Consider the following 26,022-nt stretch of genomic DNA (forward strand, 5'->3'; position numbering starts at 1 on the left):
GGAGCGGGCATGAGCTATCGTTGGGATTGGGCGGTGTTCGTGCAGCCTGTCGCAACCGGCGAGCCGACCACGTACCTCGGCTGGATTGCCGCCGGGCTGGAAGCGACCGTCGGTATCGCGCTGGCGGGGTGGATCATCGCGCTGGCGATCGGCACGGCGATGGGCATCGTGCGGACGCTGCCCGGCAGGTGGCTGTACGGGTTCTCGGCCACCTATGTGGCGGTGTTCCGCAACATCCCGCTGATCGTGCAGTTCTTCATCTGGTTCTGGGCGGTTCCCGAACTGCTGCCGGGACACCTTGGCACCGCGATCAAGCATATGCCGCCCACGGAATCCGCCGCGCTGGCGTCGGTTGTCTGCCTCGGCCTGTTCACCTCGGCGCGTGTATGCGAACAGGTGCGCGCGGGTCTGCAGGCGCTGCCGGCCGGGCAGTGGGCGGCAGGGCTGTCGCTCGGGCTCAGCCGGTTCCAGACCTACCGCTATGTGCTGTTGCCGGTGGCAGTGCGTAACCTCGTGCCGCCGCTGACGTCCGAATTTCTCAACATCGTCAAGAACTCCTCCGTTGCTTCCACGATCGGTGTGCTCGAACTGACCGCGCAGGCGCAGCGCATGGTCGATTACACGTCGCAGTCGTACGAGTCGTTCCTCGCCATCGTCGTGGGCTATGCGCTGCTGACCGGCATTATCATGTTCGCGGGGCGGCGCATCGAGCGGTCGGTCCGGCTCTCTTTTGGTTCGGATGGTCGATGATGGCTTATCGCTTCCACTGGTCAGTCATCCCGAAGGATTTGCCCGAACTGAGCCGCGGGTTGCATATCACGCTGGAAATCACGGTGGTCGCCCTGATCGCGGGGTTTTGTCTTGGGGTGCTGCTGACGTTGTGCCGTCTGTCGCGTTCGCGGCCGCTTGCGGCGTTTGCGCGGGCCTACGTGACGGCTTTTCGCGCGGTGCCGCTATTGGTCGTGCTGCTCGGCTTTTTTCTGGTTGCGCCGCAACTGCTGCAGGCGTTGCTGCATCTTCCCGCGAGCACCGACATTCGCCGCGTGTCCGCGCTGATCGCGTTCTCGCTGTTCGAGGCCGCCTACTACGCGGAGATTATTCGCGCGGGAATCAATAGCATCCCAGCGGGACAGAATCAGGCCGCACTGGCGCTCGGCATGACGCCGTTGCAGGGCATGTTGCTGATCGTGCTGCCGCAGGCGTTGCGGGCGGTGGTGCCGCTGCTGCTCACGCAAGCCATCATCCTCTTTCAGGACACCTCGCTGGTCTATGTGATCGGACTCGGTGACTTCTTCACGATCGCATCGAACGTCGGCGCACGGGATGGGACGACGGTCGAGTTGATCCTGTTCGCTGGTGCATGCTATTTCGTTGCATGCACGGTGATGTCGGCCGTGGTCCAGCGTTTGCATCGCCGCCTTGGTGTCGCTGCGGATAGCCTGACGTTGTGAGCCGGCATGCCGCCGCCGCGCGACCGTAGCCGCACTGCGGATTGCCGGCGCGCATGGTTATCCAGCAGACGTTTTCAGATTCAAGCCGCGCATTCCGCGTAGTACCGGTTGGGTGCTGGAAAGACACCGGTCACCACTTCGATCAGAAATGGACCGTCGGATTGCGCGGCCTCGTTCAGCGCATGCTCCAGGTCGTCGAGGTGCTCGACGGTACGCGCCGCAACCCCGAGTGAAGAGGCAAAAGCGGTCCAGTCGTGACGCGGGAGCCGGGTGAATTGCTCCGAAATGGAGCCGTTGCTGATCGCGTCGATATGGATCGCGCCATGCGCGGAATTATTCAGCACGACGTAAAGTATCTTTACCCCGTAGCGGGCGGCGGTCTGGATCTCCATTCCGTGCATCAGCATGCATCCGTCTCCGGTCACGACCGCACACGGGCGCTCGGGGGCAGCGAGCTTGACTCCAATGCCGGCGGCGATTGCCCAACCCATCGGAGCGAGGGTGCTGGAGGAAAAATAGTTGCCCATACCCGACGAGAGCCAATAATGGGCCATGTATATCCGATGGGCGCCGGAATCCACGACGACGTTGGTGTCCTTTGGCAGCAGTTGACACAAACGTTTGACTACGTCGCCAGGATAAAGCGATCGATCGTCGCTTGAACCCGCAACACCGATTCTCTCGAGCTGATGGTCGTACAACGGGGTTTGGTTGACCTCGGCGACCCACGCTTTTCTTCTTTCCTGTACGGTGTGAAAGTCGCTGCTCCGGTCCGTGTCCATCTGGCCCAGCAAGCGGAATGTAGCGCGAATCCCGGAGAAGATTCTGCCGCGCGCAAGGTGCCCCGTCGCAGGCGCCTCGAAGCTGTCGTCGAAGATGATCAGCTCCTTGTGGGCAGCCAGCTTCTCAGTCCAGTTCATGCTGTCGCGCTGATTCAGGTCGCTGCCAAAGACGACCAGCGCATCGAGTTCGTCCGAGTTGATCACGCGAACGGCCCGCGAATGGCTTGAAAATCCGTAGATGCCGAGCGAAAGCACATGGTCCTCGGGAAACGCGCCTTTTCCCGCCAGGGTGGTTGCAACGGGAATGCAAAATTTCTCCGCCACCTCGAGTAGAACTTTGGCGGTTTCTGCGTCATTGCCGCGGCTACCGATCAGGAAGGCGACCCGCTTCGATTTGAGCAGATACTGGTTGCACAAGGCATCCAGCGCGGCGCGATTCGCAGGCACCTCGCATGCATTGAAGTCACCGTGATCGTACGGTTGCCGTGTTACGTCCTGGCCCGGCAGAACTTCCTGCTGCTGAACATCGACAGGAATGCTGACGAAAGATCGCGCCCGACGCATCCAGTTCAATCCGTCAGTTGCACGGCGCATTTCGGCCTGCAGATTTTCCCTGTTCTTGAGTTCGACGACATCTCCCACCAGGCTTCTCACCACGCCGCTTTCGAAAATGCCGCTCAGCGTAGCGTCCTGGAACGCACCTTTGCCTTCTGCGCGCGACGAGACACCTCCGGCGAGATAGAGCATGGGAATCCGGTCTGCCTGAGCCGCCGCCATACCGGGCACGAAATTCATGGTGCCGGGCCCGGAAATCGCCACGCACACGCCGAATTTCCGGCTGGCGCGCGCATAACCGTCGGCCATGAAGGCACTCCCAGTCTCATGAGCACAAATGATTCCGCGAATGGACGGCGAGTTGCCAATGGCGTCCAGCAGCGGATAGATCATCTTTCCCGGGACGATGAAGACGTAGTCGATGTTTGCCGACTCCAACGACTTCACAACCGTTTTCGATACGTTTGATAGCGAGTGTGATTCCATATTTTTCGAGTACGATCCGAGCAGAAACCGTTAATCGGATCTCACTATCCCTCATCCGGTCGTCACGTCTGGTCATCGGACAGCAACGTGACGAAGCCGGTGGCAACCGGCATGTGGAGACGGCGAGACGGCCCTGAACGCGCTGCAGGTCGGCTGCAACCGCGTCTCGTGCTGCTTCGTCGGGCCCGTTTGCAGCGGACCCGTGTCTCCATCCGTGAGTACTCTTCGCTGGCTATGACGTCGCTCGCATTGACTGCCCCAATGGCTGGGGCGAGAACCGCGAGGTGTTATTGGGCATTCAGACCGTTCAGAATGTCTGCCAGCCGGAAGACTCACCGGCGCTCGTCGCGATTCCGGCTTTGCTGCTGGCTGTCTGAACGGGGGGCGTGGTCGGCTTTGGCAACATCGCAGGGGCAGACGCACGAATCTGCGGCTCCGCCCGACGCGGTTCTTTCCGCGGCACGCTCGCGCGCGGCAAAGCGATTTGACGGCCGTCGAGCTTGAAGAAGGCGACCGCGTTGCGCAGCCCCTGGGCCTGTTGGGCCATCGACTGGGCCGCCGCCGAAGCTTCTTCCACCAGCGCCGCATTCTGCTGGGTGACCTGATCCATCTGGTTGACGGCCTGGTTGACCTGCTCGATGCCGGTGCTCTGTTCTTGCGACGCCGATGAGATTTCACCCACGATGTCGGTGACACGCCTGACCGAGTCGACGATCTGCTTGATCGTATCGCCCGCCCGCTCGACAAGTGACGAGCCCGTTTCCACCCGGTTGACCGAGTCGGCAATCAGGTCCTTGATCTCTTTTGCCGCACTCGCACTGCGTTGCGCGAGCGCGCGGACTTCACCGGCCACTACAGCGAAGCCCCGTCCCTGTTCGCCGGCGCGAGCCGCCTCGACCGCTGCATTGAGCGCGAGGATGTTGGTCTGGAAGGCGATCCCCTCGATCACACTGATGATCTCGGTCATTTTGGTCGAACTGATGGCGATCTCGCGCATCGTCTCAACCACCTGCCCGACGACCTCGCCGCCTTGTTGGGCGATGCCGGAGGCCGTACCGGCAAGCGTTGCTGCCTGCCTGGCGTTGTCCGTGTTGTGACGGACCCCGGCAGTCAGTTCTTCGATGCTCGAGGCGGTTTCTTCCAGCGACGCCGCCTGCTCCTCAGTGCGGCTCGACAGATCCAGATTCCCTTGCGCGATCTGCGCACTCGCGGTGGCCACGCCCTCGGCGTTTTCGCGAACTTCCGCCACGACCTGCGAGAGGGCATCGCGCATCGCCTTCAGCGATGCCATGAGGCTGTCGGTGTCGCCAGGCCGCAGCTCAATGCTGACGCTGAGATCGCCGGCTGCCACGCTTCTGGCCAGATCGGCAGCCGTGGCCGGCTCGGATCCCAGTTGCCGGGTGAGACTGCGCGCCTCCCAGACACCGACTCCCACGCCGATCAACACAGACAGGGCCACCAGAACAAGCATCAGATTGCGGCCCTGGGCGTACACGGCGTCATTAGATCCAGCCGTTGCCTGTGCGTCGGCCTGCTTTACGTCAACCAGGTTGCCCATCAGGACCAGGGTCTTGAAACCCTTCTCGTGATATTCGCCCAATAAATATCCAGTCAGACCGGCCTGATCTTGCAGTCCCGCGGCGTTGATCCGGCCTTTCATTTCATCGAAGGCCTGAATGTAGTCGTGCCAGCTCTGATCGAGATCGGCGAAGGTCGCTTTCCCTTTCTCCGTGTAGACGAGGGGCTCGGCCTGATCGAGGTGCCCGCGCGCCGAGGCCAGGGCCTTTTCGGCCTGGGCCAGAGAGGCTGTCCGCTGGTCGGCCGTGGAGGCCAGAATGGCGTTGCGCAGATAGGTGCCGACCCGCAGCACATCGGCATTCGCCTGCTGGATCAGATTAAGCCCAACGAGATCCTGCCGATAGGTCGTGTCCGCGTTAGCGCTGATTTGCCCCATATTGCGGACGCCGATCACGCTGACGATGGCGCTAAGGGCGGATACCAGAATAAAGGCGCTGATCAGTTTGGCGCCGAGTTTCATCTTGCCGAAATTCATAGTCGCTGTGTCGAGTGGAAAAAACGAACAAAGAAACAGATCCAACGGCGCTCGTGCGTCGCCGGATAGTCGGCAATGCCGTTGCCCCGCTCAATCCGGATCGGACTTGGTGGGGTGACGGGTGCTTCATACTAGGGTTAACGGCAACAGAAATGGATTCTTCAGAGGAATTGTTTCTGGCAAACGATTGCGTCTGACTTTTTGCTTTCAGGTTATTAATTTGTAAGCGATTGGATCGATGCCATTGCGACACCTCATCCTGCGCGAAACAACTCCCGCGCCAGCGAACAGAGCAACGTAGTCGCCGGCGATTCATCCTGCAGTCGCCGGCTCATGATGATCGGCGACACAGCATGCGCTGCCGGAATCGCCCGGTACACCACCCCATGTGCCCGCAACCCCTCTACGCTCTCCGGTACGAGACACACCCCAACCTGGGCTGCGACCAAGCCCAGCGCGGTCTGCAATTCCCTCACTTCATGAACCGCTTTCGGCTCCAGCGCGTGATCATGCATTGCCGATAGTTGCTGATCCGCGTAACTCGGCCGCGGTGTGCTCGGATAGACAATCAAGGTCTCCTGCGCAAGCGCGGCGAGCGTCAAGGCTTTCTTCTGCCGCGCGAGCGGATGATCTTGCGGCAGCGCGGCGATCATCCGTTCTTCGACGAGGACTTCGCGCGCAAGCTGCGCGTCATCGAAACGCAGGCGGCCAAAGCCCACATCGATACGTCCGCCCTTGAGCGCACCGAGTTGCTCGATGGTGAACATTTCGATCAGCGACAGTTCGATCAGCGGCGCCGCTTCGCGAAACGCGCGAATCACCGCGGGCAAGGCCCCGTATAGCGTCGACGGCACGAAGCCGATCACGATCCGCTCGGCCAGTTGCGCGAGCCGCCGCGTCAGCGGTGCAAGCTCGTCAGCCTCGCCAATCAGCCGCTTTGCCTGCGTATAGAAAATGCGCCCGGCTTCGGTCAGCCGCAACGGCCGCGCGCCACGCTCGAACAGCGCGAGCCCCACGCTTTCCTCGATCTGCTGGATCTGCCGGCTCAACGGCGGCTGCGTCATATGGAGGCGATTCGCGGCCCGCGTAATGTTCATTTCTTCCGCGACCGCAACGAAGTAGCGGAGTTGGCGAATTTCCATGCATACCCCTAAGGTATGAAAGTAGTCGGAATCGGTGTTGGACTGCTACGTGGCTTTGTTCCTAAGATGGAGACCTCAGCAAAGCAGTGCAGGAGTGCAACGAATGATAGCAACACCCGTGATGATCGAGAGCGTCGAGACGATTCTCGTCGATGTACCGACGATTCGGCCCCACCGGCTCTCGGTTGCAACGATGAATCACCAGACGCTGGTGCTGGTTCGGATTCGCTGCGCCGACGGCGTGTCAGGGGTAGGCGAGGGCACCACCATTGGTGGCCTCGCGTATGGCGAAGAGAGCCCGGAAAGCATCAAGGTCAATATCGATACTTACTTCGCACCATTGCTAAAAGGTATGGATGCGACCCGGCCGGGCGTTGCCATGGCGAAGCTGCGTACGCTGTATCAGGGCAACCGGTTCGCCAAATCCGCCGTTGAAACCGCGTTGTTCGACGCCCAGGCGCAGCGCCTCGGCGTGCCCCTGTCCGAACTGTTCGGCGGCCGCGTACGCGATGCGGTAGACGTCGCATGGACGCTCGCAAGCGGCGACACGCAGCGCGATATCGAAGAGGCCGAGCGTGTCTTCGAAGCGAAGCGTCATCGTGTATTCAAGCTGAAGATCGGCGCGCGTGCGCTCGCCGACGACGTGGCGCACGTCGTTGCGATAAGGAGCGCGCTGGAAGGACGCGGTGAAGTGCGGGTCGACGTGAATCAGGCATGGACCGAAACCGAAACGATCTGGGCTGCCCGACGTTTCGCGGATGCCGGTGTGGCCCTGATCGAACAGCCGGTCGCCGCGGAGAATCGCGCCGGTCTCAAACGTCTGACCGATCTGGCTCATGTGCCGATCATGGCTGATGAAGCGCTGCACGGTCCCGCCGATGCGTTTGCTATCGCCAGCGAGCGGGGCGCCAATGTGTTCGCGGTGAAGATCGCCCAATCAGGCGGCCTCACCGGCGCGGCGCACGTAGCGGCGATCGCGGCCGCTGCGGACATCGACCTGTATGGCGGCACGATGCTCGAGGGCGCGGTGGGCACGATCGCGTCCGCGCAACTCTTCAGTACGTTCGGTGAACTGAAGTGGGGCACCGAACTGTTCGGCCCTTTGCTGCTGACCGAAGAGATTCTCACCGAACCGTTGCGCTACGAGAATTTTTCGCTGCAACTTCCAGAAGGGCCAGGTCTCGGCATCGTGCTCGACTGGAGCAAGATCGAGCGACTGCGGCGCGATACGTCCAGGGGCGCCAGCGTCGCCATGAGCTAGCGTTTTTGAAACACATTAGTCATCCATAACATTGAACCAGGAGATACCCCATGAACAGGCAAGCCATCGACGCGCTGCTGAACAAGATCAACGACAGCGCCACCAGCGAAGGAAATCCGCGCACCAAGGAGATCGTCAACCGTATCGTGCGCGATCTGTTTTACACGATCGAAGAGCTCGACGTGCAGCCCGACGAATTCTGGACCGCGCTGAACTATCTGGGCGATGCGGGCAAGAGCGGCGAGTTGGGTTTGCTGGCCGCGGGCCTTGGTTTCGAGCATTTTCTCGATCTGCGTCTCGACGAAGCAGAAGCGAAAGCCGGTATCGAAGGCGGCACGCCGCGTACGATCGAAGGCCCGCTCTATGTGGCCGGCGCGCCGGTGTCCGATGGCCATGCACGGCTCGACGACGGCACCGATCCCGGTCAGACGCTGGTGATGCGCGGCCGGGTGCTGGGCGAAGACGGCAAGCCGCTCGCGAATGCGCTGGTTGAAGTGTGGCACGCGAACCATCTCGGCAACTACTCGTACTTCGATAAATCGCAACCGGCCTTCAATCTGCGCCGCTCGATCCGCACGGACGCGAGCGGCAACTACAGCTTCCGCAGCGTGGTGCCGGTCGGTTACAGCGTACCGCCGCAAGGCCAGACTCAACTGCTGCTCGATCAGCTTGGCCGTCACGGGCATCGTCCGGCGCATATCCACTTCTTTGTCTCCGCGCCGGGATTTCGCAAGCTGACCACGCAGATCAACATCGACGGCGATCCGTATCTGTGGGACGACTTTGCGTTCGCCACGCGCGATGGTCTGGTGCCGGCCGTCAAACAGGCCGAAGGTGTGCAAGGCAAACCGTATGGCGTGGACGGCAACTTTGCGCTGATCGATTTCGACTTCACGCTCTTCAAGGACCGCGATAACCTGCCGGGCGCCGAAGTCGAGCGCTTGCGCGCCGAGGCTTGAGGCGCACAACCACCGCGTTGATTTTTATCGGCCCCGCCGCATGCTTCGCCGCGCAATCGGGGCCGTCTGCACATCAAGGAGCTGACGATGCTGTTCCACGTAGAGATGACCGTCAATCTGCCGCATGATATGGACGCCGAGCGCGCGGCGCGGTTGAAGGCCGACGAGAAGGCGATGTCGCAGAAGCTGCAGGAAGAGGGGGTGTGGCGGCATCTATGGCGGATCGCCGGCCACTACGCGAACATCAGCATCTTCGACGTGGAGAGTCCCGCGCATCTGAACGACGTGCTTAGCCAGTTGCCGCTCTTTCCGTATATGGATGTCGAAGTGCGGGCGCTATGCCGCCATCCGTCATCGGTTCGCGACGATGACCGTTGATCGGGTATCCTGAGTATATTCCCTACCGCAACCACAGATCGGCAAACGGCGCGAGCCCGAACGCCAGGTTCTTGACCCCGCCCACGTGCGCTGCGGCCTGAACACGCAGGATTTCATGTGAGATCGGTATCAGCAGTCCTTCCATCACCAACTGCTTACCGATCCCGGCATACGCTTGCATGCGCGCCTCGCCGTCGGCGGTTGCGCGGATCGCCCGCAACTGTTTATCCATGAGCAGACGGTGCGCTGGCGAGCTCCATTTCTGGAGAATAGGGTTCGACGAGAACCACCCATAGCAGTCCAGATCGGCGTAATTGTTGATCGGTTCGATTTGCAATACCAGGTCGGCGGAATCAAGCCATTCATACCGCAGATATTCCGGAACGCTCAACGCGACCACGTCCAGTTCAATCTTTGCTTCCTGAAGCCTTTCCTTTATTGACTCGGTCAACGCCGCCAGACGGCCGATAATTCCTATCGTCACCATGGTCAACCTGGTGTGTTCGGGGATGGGTGGCCGGCCTCGCGGAGCGGCTACCCGATGTTGCCAGTCTGGAAGCAAACCTGACGCAGGCTGTCGTGACTCGTCGTCGGTCGCGATCAGAACGCTCGGGGCGAGCCAGTCAGCCAGCGCCAATCGTTGCTCGGCGGATGCCAGAAGCGGGCGGCTGGAATTGCAACTCACACTGGTACACCCGGGCAGAACTTGTGCAACCTGGTGCTCTGTCTTCGAGCTGGAGCCGGTGTAGCCGAAATGGAGATCGAATGCCGATCTTTCTTCCGATGGCGCAATGACCCAAAGGTCGATCTCATCGAGCAGCGCACGCTCACGATAGTAGTCTTCGAACACCGTCAGCGTTAGCCGGTACTCGCTACGGCGCGTCACTTTGAAGGGGCCACTGCCCACCGGCATGAGCGAGAAGTCGCTGCTCCGGTTTCTCGGGATGATCGATGCCGAGGGGGCAGCGAGGGAGTGGGGCCACAGATAGTCGGTGAATTTCAGATGGCACGTGACCCTTCGGCCGTCGCCAATCTCTATCGCGTCGAGATGCTCGTAGAGGTAGGCGGCATCTCCCGCTTTGTCGCGTACGCGCAATAGGGTCTGTCGTACGTCTTCCGCTTCCACTTCGCTGCCGTCGTGGAAGCTGAGGCCCGGTCTTAGCCAGAAGTGCCAGGTTTTCGCGTCGTCTTCGGGTTCCCAGTAATGGGCAAGCCCGGGCATCAGTTGCTGCGTAGTCCGATCGAATTCGGTGAGTCGCGAGAATATCTGGCCGACCAGATGACCTTCCATGTTGGTGGTAATGCCGGTTGGATCAAGCGCCTCGATGGGGTAACTCAGGGGTATCCGAAGCCGGTTACGCGAGCCGCTGGCCTGCGGTGCATGCAGGAAGTCCGGAAGTCGTGCCATTAGCAGCTTGCGCTGTTCGCCATCGAGGCTTGCGAATGCTTCTTCCAGTTCACCGTCGGCCAGCAAGCCCGATAAATGATCCAAGGCTACCTGTTGGGGCGAGGCGAGCATCGTCAGGCGCGAAAAATGGCCCCTGCCACGCGCCGCTTCCCAGTGCAACCAACCCTTCTCCTCCATCTTGCGCAGCAACAACCGCGCGTTGCGCTCGCTGCAGTTCAAGGTCTCTGCGAGCGCGGGTAAGCCGGGCTGCTCCGGCGTTTTTGCCAGCAACGTGTGCAGTTTCTGGAACTGGTCGATAAGGCGCATAAAAGAGGAAATTAATTTCCTGAAGTCGTCCGTTTTTATTTTCCTCTTTGTCGACCATGATGTCGATACCGTCAACAGGCGGTGGGTTCGAAGGCGGCGAGCGTGCCGCAAAGCGACGCGTGGCCAACTGCGATGTGGGTCTTCGCGCGGTGGAAAAAGGAAAGGACACGATCATGAATCGGCAAGAACTCTACATTGACGACAAGAGCGGCCTCGCCCGAAGCGCGCGAGGCCCCGTACGTCACGAGATTTGCAGCGCCCGCGTCGCCCGCATATGGGCGTGGCTGACCTATGGTTTTAGCCTCGCCTGTGCGCAACCCTTGATGTGGCTTGCAACGATTCTCGCCAGCGCCGATCTCGCAACGGCGCTTGAACTTGCCGTGCCGTTTCAACGGCTAGCCGTGCTGCTGCCGGCGGTGCTTGGCGGAGCAATCCTGCTCACGCCGGCAGGCATCGGTGGTGTGCAACGGCGGCGCTTTGGCTCGACTCTGGCGGCGCTCATACGTCATCGCGATGCGCTGCTCACCGTGGTGCTGGCTGCCGCGGCGATTGTGGCAGTGGGATATGTGCTTTCCTTCGCACTGCTTCATGTGAAGCTGACGGCGTCGATGATGCCAGGCGGCGCGCACAGCCTGTCGATCATCTTTGGCCATGCTAACGATCGGACGGCTGCGCTCTGCCCGGTTCTGCACGCGGTCGCTTTTGCAGTCGCCATTGCGGCAGTGTGGTTTGCGCCGGCGCTGATCGTTCTGCAGCAACGTCCGCCGTTCGAGGCGATGCTGACGAGCTTGCGCGCCATGTTCCATAACGGGCCGGTCGCCCTGGTGTACGCCGCAGTACTGGCTGCCGACGCGATGCTCGTGCCGGTTGCGCCGATGCCGATCCGCGCGCTCGTGCTGACACCGCTGATCAGCGCGTTAATCCTGCTATCCATGCACGGCAGCTACCGCGACATTCTGTCGATCGGCCCTTCGAGAGAGGACTAACGCGATCGACGGTCTTCCGAAAGGCCGTCGACGCAACGACCCGCGCCACTCACGCCGAACCCCAACCTAAAGTATCCTCTATCGCTTCGAGACCTTTTCCAGCGATAGTCAGAATGCCTTCTTTCCCCTTCGACGCGGTACTTTTCGATTGCGACGGCGTGCTCGTCGACTCAGAACTCATCACTAACCGCGTGCTCTCGCAGATGCTCGGCGAGCTTGGCTGGCCCATCAGCGTCGCAGAAACGATGCGCGTGTTCATGGGCAAGGCGGTGCGCGACGAGGCGTCGCTTATTGAGGCCAACACGGGCGTCGCCATCTCGGAGGCGTGGCTGACGCAGTTCAGGGAGCGCCGCAACGCGGCGCTTGAGCTGGAGCTCGTGGCGATCAATGGCGCGGCAGCGGCGGTAAAGACCCTCCACACAGCGTTGGACGGCCGCATCGCGGTTGCGTCGGGCGCCGACCGGCACAAGGTCGAGATGCAATTGCAGAAGACCGGCATGCTCGATTACTTCGAAGGCCGCGTCTTCAGCGGACACGAAATGCCGCACACCAAGCCTCATCCCGATGTGTATCTGGCGGCGGCACGCAGCCTGGGGGTGGACCCCAAACGCTGCGCGGTGGTGGAAGACACGGTGACCGGTGCAACGGCCGGCCTGGCAGCGGGCGCGACGGTGTTCGGCTACGCACCCTCCAACGTTGGCCACAGCACGCCGGACGCGTTGCGCGAAGTCGGCGTCGCGCTGGTGTTCGAGGACATGGAGCAGTTGCCGGCCTTGCTCGCGCAATGGCGGCTGGTGAACGCCTGACGAATAGCAAGGAACAAAGGAATAGCCAGTCCATAACAAACCCCGGCGTCTGAAAACTGGACTCGTGGACGACGGAATCGGGATTGCCGGGCGGATGGGCAAAAGGCATCCTTGGCATGCAGCGAACTCATAATTGTTTCTAGGGTTAACCCTTATTATGTTGCTTTCTGCAACGATCGCCCGTGGAATCGTGACCACGCCCGCGATTGATGCGCCGCTCCAACCCAGTTCTTCGATTCCAGGGCGCAATGTTTGGTCATTTTCAGCGCAGGGCAAAGCACGCGGCTAACCGCCGGTTGAATACCTTGCATGCGGTCGCTGACTACGCGTCGCGGCGGCGCCCGGTGTGGATGGTGTCGTTCGCGGTGGACGAGGCGAACCTGTCCGAGGGCCTGCGCGCCGCGTGCGCATCGACTGCGATGCTGGTGCTCGGCAATCTGCTGCATGACCCGTTGTTTGCATGGGCGGCCATCGGCGCCTTCTGGACCTGCCTCGCCGACGCGGCGGGGACCAACCGCATGCGCTTCGCCTCGATGATGAGCTTCGCGCTGCTCTCCACGCTGTGCGGCGGCCTCACGGCATTCGCCTCCGGCGCCGGCACATTGGCCGCGACGGCGGCGATCCTGCTATTCGCGACGGCCGGCGCGCTCGCCCGGGTGTGGGGCGCAGCGGCCTCGCAAGTGGGCATTCTGGCGGCGACCGCCTGCGTGGTGATGGTCGACAGGCCGATGCACAACCTGCAGCACGGTCTGCTGTTTCTCTCTATCTATCTGTTCGGATGCCTGTTCGCGGTAGTGCTGAGCCTGACCGTGTGGCGCATCCATCCGTTTGGACCCAGCCGCATGGCGTTGCGCGCCGTCTACAGCAGGCTCGCCGATATCGCGCTCGATAGCGCACGTCTGCTCCGACGCGACACCGCGGACTTCGGGCAATGGGCGCGCCATGCCGCCACCTATCGCGGTCAGGCGCGCGCGGCGCTCGAAAGAGCCCGCAAGGTGCTGGCCAAGGTGCCGAACCTGCGCGTCGACAAGCGCGAAACCTACGAGCACCTGCTGCTCGCGCTCGCGGATACCGAGCGCGTGTTCGCCTACCTGATCGCCGTCACCGACGCGTGCGAGCGCGGCCACCACAATCTGCGCGAACCGCAGCGCGCAGCGCGCACGCTGTCGGCAGTGGCCGAGGTGCTGCTGCGGATCGGCCGCGCGGTCAGCGAAGACGCCAGCACCCAGGCGGCTCGAAGCAGCCGCGTGGCGGACGATCAGGCCGGCAGCGACGCGAGGTCCACGCCGGCCGCACTGCAACGCCGTCTGCACAAGCTGGCCCGCGCGCTCGAAGTGGCGCTCGGCGAGCCGCTGGCGCTCAAGCTGCGCTCGGGCTCACTGGAATTCGAACCGCCCCCGCGGCGCGAGACCGGCTGGTTCGAGGCTGCCGTCGGCAACCTGTCGCGCGCCTGGATGACGCTCAAGGCCAACGCATCGTTCGAATCGATCGGACTGCGGCACGGCGCGCGCGTCGGCGTGGCCGCCACGGCAGGCTTCGTGATCGTGCGGATCCTGCACGTGCCGTTCGGCTACTGGGCGACCATGGCGATCCTGCTGATCCTGCAGCCGTCGATTGCCGGCACCTGGCCGCGCAGCATCGAGCGGGCGGCGGGCAGCATCGCCGGTGGTCTGCTGGCAGCGGCGATCGGCCTCGCGATTCATGCACCGATCGGCATCTCGCTGGTGGTGTTCCCGCTCGTCTGCGCGACCATGGCGCTGCGTACCGTCAGCTACAGCCTGTTCGTGTTGTTCCTCACGCCGACCTTCGTGCTGGTGGCGGACTTCGCCGCGCCAGCGGGCCACGAGTGGATGTATGCGGTGACCCGGCTCGGCAATAACGTACTTGGCTGCCTGATCGCACTCGTCGCGACGTTCCTGTTATGGCCGAGCCGCGAGCCGGTGGATTTTCGCGTTCGCCTTGCCGACGCGGTCGGGGCAAACCTGAACTATCTGGTGAGCGCCCTCGAGCATGCGGGCGGCGAAGATACCGAAGTGGAGAAAATGCGTCGTGCAGCGGGCCTCGCGAGCAACAACGCGGAAGAGGCGTTCAACCGCCTGCGGCTCGAGAAGCTGGAAAGCTCGTTGGCCGACCGCGCTGCGATCACGGCGCTCGCGCTGTTGCGGCGCGTTGCAGGGACGGCGACGCGGATGCGGCTTGCCGCCAACAAGACCCAGGCGGACGGTGCGTTGATCGCGTGGATTTCGGCGGTAAGCAAGGAGCTCGACGCGTATTTGCTCGACCGGGCGCAGGTCGAGCCGCGCTCGGAGTTCGAAGCGTTTCCGCGCCGGCACCTGTCGCTGGTCGAAGCGGACGCGGTGAATCAGGTCTCGCATCTGCGCCGACTGCTGGTGGAGAACACGGGCGTCATGGAAGAGGTGGCAGGCAAACCGGTGCTGTCCTGAGCGTTTGCGCGGGACGCACGCCGATGCAAACGGTGCGCGAGGGATAGGCTGTGCCGGATTGGCCTCTGAGTCGCACGCGGTAGCCCCGCAGCGCGCGTCTGCCCACACCCTCAACGATCCCCGCTCTTCACCAGCTGCAAAGGCGTTTCAACAAGAGGCGTCAGGTCCTCCTGGCGGGTCATCTCGGTAAGCGCCTTGAGAGCCACGTCGATGCCGAACACGGCCTGGCGTGCCGCGAACTGATCCACCGTGGCGAGAATCTTGCCGCTATTGAGCAGCGGCCTGATGTCCGGATTGTTGTTGTAGCCAGTGATGTACACGCTGCCGGTGCGATGCGCAAGGCGAACCGCGTCGACCGCGCCGGTCGCCATATTGTCGTTGGCGCACAGCAATGCGCGAAGTCGCGGATGCTGCGCCAGCATCGTCGCAGCGGCCGCTTTGCCTTTGGCATAGGTATAGTCGCCCGGCGCAACCGCCACGACTTTCATGCCGGCCGCGTCCATGGCAGCCTTGAAGCCCTCGGTGCGTTGCTGTGCGTTGCGGTCGGTCGTGACACCTTCGATGATCCCCACTTCGTCGCCGCGAGCGAGCTTGGTGGCCACGTAATCGCCTATCGTCTCCGCACCCTTGCGGTTGTCCGGACCGACGAACGGCACCGAGAGGTGGAGCGCATCGAGGGCCGCTTCGTCGAGCGGATTGTCGATGGCGATCACGATGACGCCCGCGTTGATGGCGCGCGCTACCACCGGCACCAGCGCCTTCGAATCGGTCGGAGCGAGCACGATGGCGCTGGTATGCGCGCCGATCAGATCGTCGACCATGCGAATCTGGGTAGCGGTGTCGAGTTCCGTGGACGTGCCGAGCACGTTCAGGTCGAACTGCGAGGCAAAGTGCTTCTGGTAGTTCTGCGCGGCGCTCGCCATGGCGACCGTGAACGGGTCCGCGAGCGACTTCAGAACGAGGGCGATCGTCAACTTGCCAGTCGGTGTGGCCTCGGCAATTTTCGCAACTGTCAGGCCGGCGGCTGCGAGCGCGCCGGCTACGAGCACGCGCCGGCGTGTCTTCTGTACCATTGGCTTCCTTTTGTCGTGCGCGATGGTTAGCGCACAGGAATGATACAGCCTAGCCCGGCGTGAGCATCTCCGGCAAAACCTCGGTTCTTGGCTCGATCGACTGGTTGCTGATATAGGCCCACAACTGCTCGGCTGCCTGGCCGCGTTGCTTGACCGGCCGGTACAGGCGGATTTCAAGTTCGGTCGCCCAGGCGTTGGAGCCGGCTCGCACCAGCGTGCCTTCGTGCAACTCTTTGGTGATACAGCTTTCGGGCAGCCAGCCGATGCCATGACCCGCTACCACCATGCCTTTCAAGGCCTCGGACATGTGGGTTTCAAAGCAGCGGTACAGCGAATAGGGCTCGGTGGCATTCATCAACAGCATTTCCACGACGTTGCCGAGGAACGCACCCGACGAATAGGCGAGCAGCGGCAGCGGCCGCCCGGTCTTGCCGGGCAGCTCGAACAGCGGTTTGCCGTCGGGACCGGCGGCCGACACCGGCACGATCCGTTCGACTCCGAGCGTCAGAAACGGAAAGTGATTGGGGTCGAGCGCAATCGGCAATTGCGGGTGGTGATAGCCGATCAGCAGATCGCAGTCGCCCGCCACCAGATGCTGCACGCCCTCCGGCACATTGACCGCCTGGACCCGCGCCATGATGTTGCCGAACTCGTTGGTCAGGCGTTTGAGCCAGTCGGGGAAGAGCGTGAACACAAGCGTGTGGGCCACCGCGAAGTGCACCACGTGATCGTTCTCCGCAAACTGCTCATAGCCGCCCACCAGATTGCGGGCCGCGTGCATGCTGCGCAGGATGTCCGCGGCCAGGCTGCGAAACATCCTGCCTGCCGGGGTGAGGGTGATCGGATTGACGCTACGGTCGAACAGGCGCGTGCCCATCCAGGTTTCGAGCGCCACGATTCGTCTACTGAATGCTGACTGGGTGAGATGGCGGCTGCGCGCCGAACGGGAAAAACTCTTCGTGTCAGAAAGAGAAAGAAAGTCTTCCAACCACTTTGCTTCCATATTTATCACTTTTATTGGATCAATCGACAACCGCCATCCGTCGGATACCGGCGACTCTCTAGCCTACCGCCTCGCGCTTCCAGCATACCGATGTTTTTTTTCGATGGGTGTTAGTCGAAATATGCATGAGCGTTGCCGCCATAAATTGGGCTACATACCGTTCGACTGCCTGCCCATGTATTACGCAGTGCTGACACAAGGCAGTGCCGACATGATAAATGCGCGCTGAATGGATTCTGTAACCGGCAATTGTTAATTCCGGTTAGAAAGGCCGTGCCGGTTCGTTGAAATTCATGTGTGCGCCATTGCCTATTAACCCGACGGACTATCTCCGGGATTCCGAAACAGCGAACCCGCCTCAAAGGATGGAACTGATTATGTCCACACTGGAAAACCAACCGCATCCCTCCGGCAGCGGTGAACTGGATAAGAAAAGCTGGCTGGAATCGCACGAAGCGGGATATCACAAGACTTTGGGTAACCGTCAGGTGCAGATGATCGCGATTGGCGGCGCGATCGGCACGGGCCTGTTTCTCGGCGCCGGTGCGCGTTTGCAGATAGCGGGTCCGTCGCTGGCAATTGTTTATCTGGTGTGCGGCGTATTCTCGTTTCTGATTCTGCGAGCGCTCGGCGAACTGGTGATGCACCGTCCGAGCAGCGGCAGCTTCGTGTCGTATGCGCGCGAATTTCTCGGCGAAAAGGCTTCGTTCGTAGCCGGCTGGATGTATTTCCTGAACTGGGCGATGACCGGTATCGTCGACATTACGGCCGTCGCGCTATACATGCATTACTGGGGCGCCTTTACGTCGGTGCCGCAATGGGTGTTCGCGCTGATCGCGCTGTGCATCGTCGCGGCGATGAACCTGATCGGTGTGAAATGGTTCGCCGAAATGGAGTTCTGGTTTGCCCTCATCAAGGTGGCTGCCATCTCGCTGTTCCTCGTGATCGGCACGATCATTCTCGGCACAGGCGTGCACGTGGCCGGCAACAGCACCGGCGTGCATCTGATCAGCGAGAACGGCGGTTTCTTTCCGCACGGTCTGCTGCCTGCGCTCGTGCTGGTGCAAGGGGTGGTGTTCGCCTTTGCCGGCGTCGAACTGGTGGGCACCGCCGCGGGCGAGTGCAAGGACGCACGCAAGGTGCTGCCGCGCGCCATCAATAGCGTGATCTGGCGGATCGCCTTGTTTTACGTAGGCGCGGTGGTGCTGCTGGTGTGCCTGCTGCCGTGGAGTGCGTACAAGGCAGGGCAGAGCCCGTTCGTCACCTTCTTCGGTCAGCTCGGCGTGCCGGGCGTGGGTTCTGTGATGAACATCGTCGTGCTGTCCGCCGCGCTGTCGAGTCTGAACTCCGGCCTGTATTCGACTGGCCGCGTGCTGCGGGCGCTGTCGATGGGCGGCTCCGCGCCGAACTTCCTGTCGCGCATGAGTTCGCAGTCGGTGCCGTATGCCGGCATCCTCGTGACCGTGGCGATCTACATCGTGGGCGTGGTGCTCAACTACTTCGTGCCGTCGAGCGTGTTCGAGATCGTGCTCAATATCGCTTCGCTCGGCATTCTCAGCACCTGGGGCTTTATCGTGGTCTGCCAGATGAAATTCCGTCAGGCGGTAGCGCGCGGCGAAGCGGAGCCGGTGACCTTCCGGATGCCCGGTGCGCCAGTCACCTCGTGGCTTACCCTGGCGTTTCTGCTGGGTGTGCTGGTGCTGATGGCCTTCGATTATCCTAACGGCACGTGGACGGTCGCCTCGATCCCGGTTGTGGTGCTGCTGCTGGTGGCCGGCTGGTACGGCGTGCGCCGCCGCGCGGGAGCGATGATGAAGCCGACGATCCCGTCGGTCACCCTGACTCAGAGCGTTCTCGAGGACAACCCCCGCTAGTCGCGACCACTATTTCGGCCAATTTCGCTATGCCGCCAGACCCGCTACACTGGCAATACATGCACGACCTGCAATAACGACGGAGAACCGAAGTGACGCCATTCGACGAGATGCTGATCTCAGCTGACGGAGTACGCGCGCCGTATGCACGGCTCAAGCAATGGCTCGATGCCCAGAATCCCGCGAACCTCGCACAAAAGGCGCAGGACGCCGAGAGCGTGTTCCGCAGGACCGGCATTACGTTCGCCGTGTACGGCGAGGAAGAGGCGGCCGAGCGCCTGATTCCTTTCGACATCATTCCACGCATCATCTCCGGGCAGGAGTGGACGCGCCTGTCACAAGGCATCGAGCAGCGCGTAATGGCGCTCAACGCATTCCTCGACGATATCTACCATCGTCAGGAGATCGTGCGGGCCGGCAAGATTCCCAAGGAGCTGATCTCGCAGAACGAGGCGTTCCTGCCGGAGATGATCGGCTTCCGTCCGCCGGGCAATGTTTATACGCACATCATCGGCGTCGATATCGTACGCACTGCCGAGAACCAGTTCTACGTGCTCGAGGACAATGCGCGCACCCCCTCGGGCGTGTCCTACATGCTGGAGAACCGCGAGACCATGATGCAGCTCTTCCCCGAGCTGTTTCAGCAGGTCAAGGTGCAACCGGTGGAGGCGTATCCGCAGTTGCTGCGCCAGTCGCTCGCGGCCGTCTGCCCGCCAGGCGGCAATCACGACAATCCAACCATCGCGGTGCTCACGCCCGGCATTCACAACTCCGCCTACTACGAGCATGCGTTCCTCGCGGATCAGATGGGCGTGCATCTGGTTGAAGGCAGCGATCTGCAGGTGGTGGACGGTCATGTGGCGATGCGAACGACTGAAGGCTTCCGTGCAATCGACGTGCTGTACCGGCGCCTGGATGACGCCTATCTCGACCCGATGACGTTCCGCGGCGATTCGGTGCTGGGTGTGGCCGGCATCATGGATGTCTATCGCGCGGGCAATATCACGATTGCCAATGCGCCGGGTACCGGCATTGCCGACGACAAGGCGATCTATTCGTATATGCCCGAGATCGTCGAGTTCTATACGGGCCGCCAGTCGATTCTCGAAAACGTGCCGACGTGGCGCTGCTCCGAGCCGAGCAGCCTCAAATACGTGCTGGACCATCTCCACGAACTGGTGGTGAAGGAAGTGCATGGCTCGGGCGGCTACGGCATGCTGGTGGGACCGGCGGCATCGAAGAAGGAGTGCGAGGACTTCGCGGCCAAGCTGCGCGCGCGGCCCAACAACTACATCGCGCAGCCGACGCTCGCGCTCTCCACCACGCCGATCCTGACCGAGAAGGGACTCGCCCCGCGCCACGTGGATCTGCGGCCGTTCGTGCTCGTGTCGGACCGGATTCGCATCACACCGGGCGGCTTGACGCGCGTGGCGCTGAAAGAAGGTTCGCTGGTCGTGAATTCGAGCCAGGGCGGCGGCACCAAGGATACGTGGGTGCTGGCCGACTAAGGGCCGACTAAGGGCCGACCAGGGGCCGCGAGGCCGGCAGGAAGCACGCAAGGCATCAGGCAGGCAACGGACAGCAACAAACAGAAACAGGATCGGGACAGCACATGCTTCTTGGACGCACAGCAAGCGGGCTCTACTGGATGCACCGCTATATCGAGCGCGCGGAAAACATCGCACGGGTGGTCGATGCGGGACTGCGCATGTCGCTCACGCGTAGCACCGACGCGCCGGCCACGTGGTCGTCGGTGGTGGTCACCTCCGGCACGGAAGCGGGCTTTCGACAGAAGCACGACGTCTGCACGGCCGAGACGGTTTCCGATTACCTGCTGCGCGACATCGACAATCCGTCGAGCGTGCTGGCGAGTATCGAAGTGGCGCGTTCGAATGCGCGCATGGTGCGCACGGCGCTCACGCGCGAGACGTGGGAAAGCGTGAACGAAGCGTGGATGACGATCAGGCGCCTGCTGGCGGCGCCGGTTCCGTCCAGCGAATTGCCGGGCACGCTCGACCGCATCAAACGTCAGGCCGCGCTGATCCGTGGTTCGTTTCACGGCACCATGCTCAGAAACGAGATTTTCAATTTCGCGCGCATCGGCACCTTCATCGAGCGCGCCGACAACACTGCGCGCATTCTCGACGTCAAATATCATCTGCTGCTGCCCTCGGTGTCGTACGTCGGCTCGACGCTCGACAACTACCAGTGGGAGTCGATCCTGCGCTCGGTCGACGCGCACCGCTCCTACCGCTGGGTCTACGACGTGCAGTACAAGCCGGTCAACATCGCCGACTATCTGATTCTCAACGGCCGCATGCCGCGTTCGCTGAACTTCTGCTACCAGAACATCGTCGAGAACCTGCGATTCCTGGCGCAGGACTACGGTGCGACGCACAGTTGCCATTCGACCGCCGACAGGACTCTCGCCACGCTCAGGGACAACTCGGTCCAGCGGATTTTCTCGCGTGGCCTGCACGAGTTTCTCACCGGCTTTATCGCGCAGAACAACCGGCTCGGCTTTGAAATTGCCGAGACCTATAACTTCGATTGAGTACGGCCATGCGTATCGCCATTCGCCACACTTCTCACTACCAGTACGACCAACCGGTTCCTTATGCCTTGCAGCGGCTGCGGCTGCGTCCGCAGTCCGGCCCGGGGCAGAACGTGCTCGACTGGCGCGTGACGGTCGACGGCGTCGAACCGAACGTAAGCTGGACTGACGGTCTGGGCAATCGCGTCGATCTCGTGCGGCACGAGCGCAACAAGAGCGAGATCGTGATCGTCGCCGAAGGCACGGTCGAGACCCAGGACATGGCCGGCATCTACGGCTTCATCAACGAGATTGCGCCGCCCTGGATCTTCGAGCGCGAGACTCCGCTCACCCAGGCAGGCGAGCGCGTGCAGGCGCTCGCCGCTACCGTGCGCGCGGGCGACGGGCAACTGGACACCTTGCACCGGCTGACCAACGCCATCCACCAGCAGATTGCCTATGTGCCCGGCGCCACCGGGGTCGGCACCGATGCCGAGACGGCGTTGCGCGAAGGACATGGGGTTTGCCAGGACCATACGCATGTCTTTATCGCCGCGGCGCGCAGCCTCGGCGTGCCGGCCCGCTATATCTCGGGCTATCTGCTGATGGATGACCTGGAGCAGCACGGTGCCAGTCACGCGTGGGCCGAAGCGCATGTGGACGGTCTGGGATGGGTGGGGTTCGACGCGGCTAACGACAAATGCCCGGACGACCGCTACGTCCGTATCGCGACCGGCCTCGATTACCGCGACGCGATGCCGGTGTCGGGCGTGCGGACGGGGCAGGGGGCGGAGTCGCTAACCGTCACGGTCACGGTATTGCCGGCGTCGGGCCAGAGCCAAAGTCAGAGTCAGGGCTGAGCGCATCAACGCGGGCCGCGTCTGGGCGGCCCCGTCAAGCCGACCTCATCAACACCGAACGAAGCAAAGATCGGCAATTCCCCGTACGCTTACGCTTGACGATTTCACACTGAGCCGTCATGCACCCGCCTACTGCATAGGGGAAGAGTGTCGTGAAAGATCCGCTCGTTATCGGTTTCGCGCTGCTGGCGGTGGACATTGCGCTCTGGCGCGCCGGCTTGCCGCGCCAGGGCACGCTGCGTCTCGTCTTACGCCTCGTGATCTTCGCCTTCTACAGTGCCGTGCTGTTCGGCTACGGCATGAATCCGCTATCGCCTGCACCGTGGCCGGAGTCGTGGCTGCGTCATCTGGGCGCGCAGATTCTGGAAGTGCTCTGGTGGCTCAATGGCGCGCGCCTGCTCACGCAGTCGCTCGACGCGGTGTTCGTCTCGCGTAGCTGGCACAAGGAGCGGCTCTTCCAGGACGTACTGGGCGCGCTGGTGTTTCTCGCCGCCGCGGTCGCTTCACTCGCCTTTGTGCTGAACATTCCGGTGCGCGGCCTCGCGGCCACCTCGGGCGCGCTCGCGATCGTGGTGGGTCTCGCCATCCAGAGCACCTTGAGCGACGTGTTCGCCGGCATCGTGCTCAATACGACCGAGCCCTACCACATCGGCAACTGGGTGAGCGTCGACGGCGTGGAAGGCCAGGTCATGGAAATGAACTGGCGCGCCACGCACCTGCTGACGTCGCAGGGCAACATCGTGATCGTGCCGAACAGCGTGGCCGCCAAAGCCAAGATCGTCAACAACAGCCGGCCTTCGACGTTGCATGGCGTATCGATTACGCTGGAAATCTCTCCACAGGAGCGCCCTGCGCGGGTGCTCGGCGCGCTGGAGCAGGCTCTCGTGGGCATCGGCACGGTGCTGAAAACGCCTGCGCCGTACGCGCTGGTCAAGTCGGCCTCGGTCGATTCGATTCGCTATGAAGTGACGGCATACGTCGACGACATGGCGAAAAAATCCGCTGTCACAAACGAACTCTACGATCTTTGCTATCGGCATCTCGATGCAGCCGGCATCGAACTGCGGCCATTGGGCGTTCCTGCACCGCCGCAATCGGGTGTCGACCGGTTGCAGCGTCTGCTTGGACGCGTCGAACTGTTTCGCACGCTGCAGGTCGATGAACTGGCGGGGCTGTCGAGCAAGATGTCGCGTCACGAATACCAGGCCGGCGACCTCGTGGTCGGATCCGACGCGGTGACCGATTATCTGATGATTGTCGAATCGGGCGTCGTGTCGGTGGAAGTGACCACGCCTTCGGGCGTCGTCGAGCCGGTCCGTCTCGGCCCGGGCGACGCCGTCGGAGAGGCCGGCGTGCTGGCAGGACTGCCGGTGCGCGCCAAACTCATCGCCTTGACGCAGACTGTGATCTACCGTCTGAACAAAACGGATCTCACGCCCGTGTTGAAGCGCCGCCCTGATATCGGGCAGCAGATGTGTCAAGTGCTGTCACAGCGGGAAGACAAACTGCTTCAACTCGGCAGCCCGCCCGAAGCTCAGGTGGTGACCGAGCGTTCGCTATTCGACTGGTTGCGCGACGGCATGCGCAAGTTGCATGATCTGACGATCTAGGAACCCCGCAAGTACTCTGAAGGTAGCAAGGTGTGAAGTTCCCGGGGCGGGCGGCTTTGCTGTCGGCCCTTCCTTACCATCCACTAACAGGGCCGCCCACATCAGGCGCGCGGGTTGATTCGCACGGCTCGATCGACGCGGTCGTCAAGGAGTAGCTTATGGCCCGCCACACCATCGCCGACTATCTGGCGAAAACGCTCGCAGCCGCAGGCGTCGAGCGCATCTGGGGCGTGACTGGCGACAGTCTCAACGGACTGGCGTACAGCCTCGACCAGCTCGGCTCGATCCGCTGGATGCATACGCGTCACGAAGAAGTCGCTGCATTCGCAGCAGGCGCAGACGCCGCCTCGACCGGCAAGCTCGCCGTCTGCGCCGGTAGCTGCGGCCCCGGCAATCTGCATCTGATCAACGGGCTGTTCGATTGCCACCGCAATCATCAGCCGGTGCTGGCGATCGCCGCACATATTCCGTCGACGGAAATCGGCCTCGGCTACTTTCAGGAAACCCATCCGCAGGATCTGTTCAAGGAGTGCAGCCACTTCGTCGAACTGGTCTCCAACGCGTCGCAGTTTCCGCGCGTGCTGGAGCGCGCGATGCGCACCGCCATCGAGGAGCGCGGCGTGGCCGTGATCGTGTTGCCCGGCGATATCGCGCTGAGTGATGGGCCCGCCGAAACGCCGCGCTGGAGTACCAGCGAACCCTCCACCATCGTGCCCGCGCAAGCCGATCTCGAGCGGCTTGCGGGTATGCTTAACGGATGCGAAGCCGTGACGATCATGTGCGGCAGTGGCGTGGCGGGAGCGCATGACGAAGTGGTTGCGCTGGCCGACACGCTCGGCGCCCCGATTGTCCACGCGCTGCGCGGCAAGCCTTTTATCGAATACGACAATCCGTACGACGTCGGCATGACCGGCCTGATCGGCTTCAGCTCCGGCTATCACGCGATGATGTCGTGCGACACGCTGCTTCTGCTGGGCTGCGATTTCCCTTATCGGCCGTTCTATCCGCCCGAGGCCAAGGTCGTGCAGATCGACCACAAGGGCTCGCAACTGGGCAAGCGTGCGCCGCTCGCGCTCGGCCTCGTGGGTACCGTCAAGGAAACGGTGAGCGCGCTGTTGCCCAAGCTGCAGCGCAAGACGGACCGCAAGTTTATCGACAACGCCCGCAAGCACTATGTGTCAGCCCGCAAGGGGCTCGACGAACTGGCCACGCCGGCAGGCCCGGGCAGGCCGATTCATCCGCAATATCTGGCCAGAATGATCGACCAGGTGGCGAGCGAAGATGCGATCTTCACCGCGGACGTCGGTACGCCGACGCTGTGGGCAGCGCGATATCTGACGATGAACGGCAAGCGGCAACTGCATGGCTCGTTCAATCATGGATCGATGGCCAACGCCATGCCGCAGGCGCTCGGTGCGCAGGCGGGCCATCCGCAGCGCCAGGTGGTGTCGTTGTCGGGCGATGGTGGTCTGTCGATGCTGCTCGGCGATCTGCTCACCGCGCGCCAGCTCGACCTGCCGATCAAGGTGGTGGTGTTCAACAACAGCCTGCTGGGCTTCGTTTCGATGGAGTTGAAGGCGGGCGGCTACCTCGATACCAATGTCGATCTCAGCAAGACCGACTTCGCTGCGATCGCTCAGGGCGCGGGTATTTTCAGCATTCGGGTGGAAGAATCGGAAGGCGTCGAGGCGGCCTTGCAAAAGGCGTTCGCGCATCCGGGACCGGCACTCGTCGACGTCGTCACGTCCAAACATGAGCTTGCCATGCCGCCCACCATCGAGCTGTCGCAGGCGAAGGGCTTCAGTCTGTATATGCTGCGCGCGATTCTGAGCGGACGTGGTGACGAGATCGTCGAACTGGCAAAAACCAACTTGCGTTGATACGACGGGCGGGTGGTAGTACATCCGAACATTAATCCAGACGAAAGCGGACACCGGGTTGTCATGCTGGGAGTACAGCCTATACTGAACTTGCTGGCGCCTGACAAACCGGCGCAAGAATCGTAGCCGTTATCACGCTTTCCCTGCTTTCCGCGTTTTCCACCGTTGCCAA

20 protein-coding genes are annotated in these 26,022 nt (G+C 62.3%); 14 read left to right on the forward strand and 6 right to left on the reverse strand.

The features are described from left to right. Nucleotides 1-9 precede the first annotated feature (9 nt). Complete coding sequence (locus tag P3T17_RS01340; RefSeq protein ID WP_074263987.1) at nt 10-750, forward strand: amino acid ABC transporter permease; 741 nt, start codon at nt 10-12, stop codon at nt 748-750. Then, nucleotides 750-1,451 (forward strand): ABC transporter permease subunit, encoded by a 702-nt coding sequence (locus P3T17_RS01345; protein WP_074263988.1) that lies wholly within the window; start codon nt 750-752, stop codon nt 1,449-1,451. Before P3T17_RS01340 ends, P3T17_RS01345 begins: the two co-directional genes overlap by 1 nt. 80 nt (nt 1,452-1,531) lie before the next feature. Here P3T17_RS01345 and P3T17_RS01350 read toward each other — a convergent pair whose 3' ends face one another. From P3T17_RS01350 to P3T17_RS01360, 3 genes are all read right to left on the reverse strand, one after another. Next, complete coding sequence (locus P3T17_RS01350) at nt 1,532-3,274, reverse strand: thiamine pyrophosphate-binding protein (RefSeq protein WP_429404217.1); 1,743 nt, start codon at nt 3,272-3,274, stop codon at nt 1,532-1,534. Nucleotides 3,275-3,581: 307 nt separating this feature from the next. Continuing rightward, on the reverse strand, nt 3,582-5,327 hold the full coding sequence (locus P3T17_RS01355; RefSeq protein ID WP_429405469.1) for a methyl-accepting chemotaxis protein: 1,746 nt from the start codon (nt 5,325-5,327) through the stop codon (nt 3,582-3,584). 254 nt (nt 5,328-5,581) lie between these two features. After that, nucleotides 5,582-6,469 (reverse strand): LysR family transcriptional regulator, encoded by an 888-nt coding sequence (locus tag P3T17_RS01360; RefSeq protein ID WP_074263991.1) that lies wholly within the window; start codon nt 6,467-6,469, stop codon nt 5,582-5,584. A 103-nt stretch (nt 6,470-6,572) separates the two neighbouring features. On the opposite strand from P3T17_RS01360, the gene P3T17_RS01365 reads away from it, so the two are divergent. The 3 genes from P3T17_RS01365 (at nt 6,573) to catC (ending at nt 9,067) form a co-directional block, all read left to right on the forward strand. Next, nucleotides 6,573-7,730 (forward strand): muconate/chloromuconate family cycloisomerase, encoded by a 1,158-nt coding sequence (locus tag P3T17_RS01365; RefSeq protein ID WP_429404219.1) that lies wholly within the window; start codon nt 6,573-6,575, stop codon nt 7,728-7,730. 50 nt (nt 7,731-7,780) lie between these two features. Continuing rightward, nucleotides 7,781-8,689, forward strand: coding sequence for a catechol 1,2-dioxygenase (gene catA, locus P3T17_RS01370; protein WP_074263993.1), 909 nt, complete (start codon nt 7,781-7,783; stop codon nt 8,687-8,689). A gap of 87 nt (nt 8,690-8,776) precedes the next feature. Then, entirely contained in the window at nt 8,777-9,067 is a 291-nt protein-coding gene (gene catC, locus P3T17_RS01375) for a muconolactone Delta-isomerase (protein ID WP_074263994.1), read from the forward strand. Nucleotides 9,068-9,089: 22 nt separating this feature from the next. Here catC and P3T17_RS01380 read toward each other — a convergent pair whose 3' ends face one another. After that, nucleotides 9,090-10,856: an ABC transporter substrate-binding protein gene (locus P3T17_RS01380; protein WP_429404221.1), complete on the reverse strand. Its 1,767-nt coding sequence runs from the start codon at nt 10,854-10,856 to the stop codon at nt 9,090-9,092. 98 nt (nt 10,857-10,954) lie between these two features. Between P3T17_RS01380 and P3T17_RS01385 the strand changes: the two genes are divergently transcribed. From P3T17_RS01385 to P3T17_RS01395, 3 genes are all read left to right on the forward strand, one after another. Continuing rightward, entirely contained in the window at nt 10,955-11,767 is an 813-nt protein-coding gene (locus tag P3T17_RS01385; protein ID WP_429404223.1) for a hypothetical protein, read from the forward strand. A gap of 113 nt (nt 11,768-11,880) precedes the next feature. Further along, complete coding sequence (locus P3T17_RS01390) at nt 11,881-12,573, forward strand: HAD family hydrolase (RefSeq protein ID WP_429404225.1); 693 nt, start codon at nt 11,881-11,883, stop codon at nt 12,571-12,573. 248 nt (nt 12,574-12,821) lie between these two features. After that, the gene (locus P3T17_RS01395) at nt 12,822-15,017 is read left to right on the forward strand and encodes an FUSC family protein (RefSeq protein WP_429404227.1); all 2,196 of its coding nucleotides are present in this window, start codon (nt 12,822-12,824) and stop codon (nt 15,015-15,017) included. A 110-nt stretch (nt 15,018-15,127) separates the two neighbouring features. Here the strand turns inward: P3T17_RS01395 and P3T17_RS01400 are convergent, their stop codons facing one another. Both P3T17_RS01400 and P3T17_RS01405 read right to left on the reverse strand, forming a co-directional pair. After that, nucleotides 15,128-16,090 (reverse strand): substrate-binding domain-containing protein, encoded by a 963-nt coding sequence (locus tag P3T17_RS01400; protein ID WP_429404229.1) that lies wholly within the window; start codon nt 16,088-16,090, stop codon nt 15,128-15,130. 49 nt (nt 16,091-16,139) lie between these two features. Further along, entirely contained in the window at nt 16,140-17,093 is a 954-nt protein-coding gene (locus P3T17_RS01405) for a LysR substrate-binding domain-containing protein (RefSeq protein ID WP_074264000.1), read from the reverse strand. Between the two features lie 377 nt (nt 17,094-17,470). Between P3T17_RS01405 and ansP the strand changes: the two genes are divergently transcribed. The 6 genes from ansP (at nt 17,471) to poxB (ending at nt 25,850) form a co-directional block, all read left to right on the forward strand. Beyond that, the gene (gene ansP, locus P3T17_RS01410) at nt 17,471-18,967 is read left to right on the forward strand and encodes an L-asparagine permease (protein ID WP_429404231.1); all 1,497 of its coding nucleotides are present in this window, start codon (nt 17,471-17,473) and stop codon (nt 18,965-18,967) included. Between the two features lie 92 nt (nt 18,968-19,059). Beyond that, entirely contained in the window at nt 19,060-20,475 is a 1,416-nt protein-coding gene (locus tag P3T17_RS01415) for a circularly permuted type 2 ATP-grasp protein (protein WP_429404233.1), read from the forward strand. Nucleotides 20,476-20,579: 104 nt separating this feature from the next. After that, nucleotides 20,580-21,521, forward strand: coding sequence for an alpha-E domain-containing protein (locus tag P3T17_RS01420; protein WP_074264002.1), 942 nt, complete (start codon nt 20,580-20,582; stop codon nt 21,519-21,521). 8 nt (nt 21,522-21,529) lie between these two features. Next, entirely contained in the window at nt 21,530-22,360 is an 831-nt protein-coding gene (locus P3T17_RS01425; RefSeq protein ID WP_429404234.1) for a transglutaminase family protein, read from the forward strand. A gap of 152 nt (nt 22,361-22,512) precedes the next feature. Beyond that, nucleotides 22,513-23,970, forward strand: a complete 1,458-nt coding sequence (locus P3T17_RS01430) for a mechanosensitive ion channel domain-containing protein (protein ID WP_429404238.1) — start codon at nt 22,513-22,515, stop codon at nt 23,968-23,970. 158 nt (nt 23,971-24,128) lie between these two features. After that, entirely contained in the window at nt 24,129-25,850 is a 1,722-nt protein-coding gene (gene poxB, locus P3T17_RS01435; RefSeq protein ID WP_429404240.1) for a ubiquinone-dependent pyruvate dehydrogenase, read from the forward strand. Nucleotides 25,851-26,022 lie beyond the last annotated feature (172 nt).

It is taken from the genome of Paraburkholderia sp. GAS82, from assembly GCF_050436285.1.
Taxonomy (GTDB): domain Bacteria; phylum Pseudomonadota; class Gammaproteobacteria; order Burkholderiales; family Burkholderiaceae; genus Paraburkholderia; species Paraburkholderia phenazinium_B.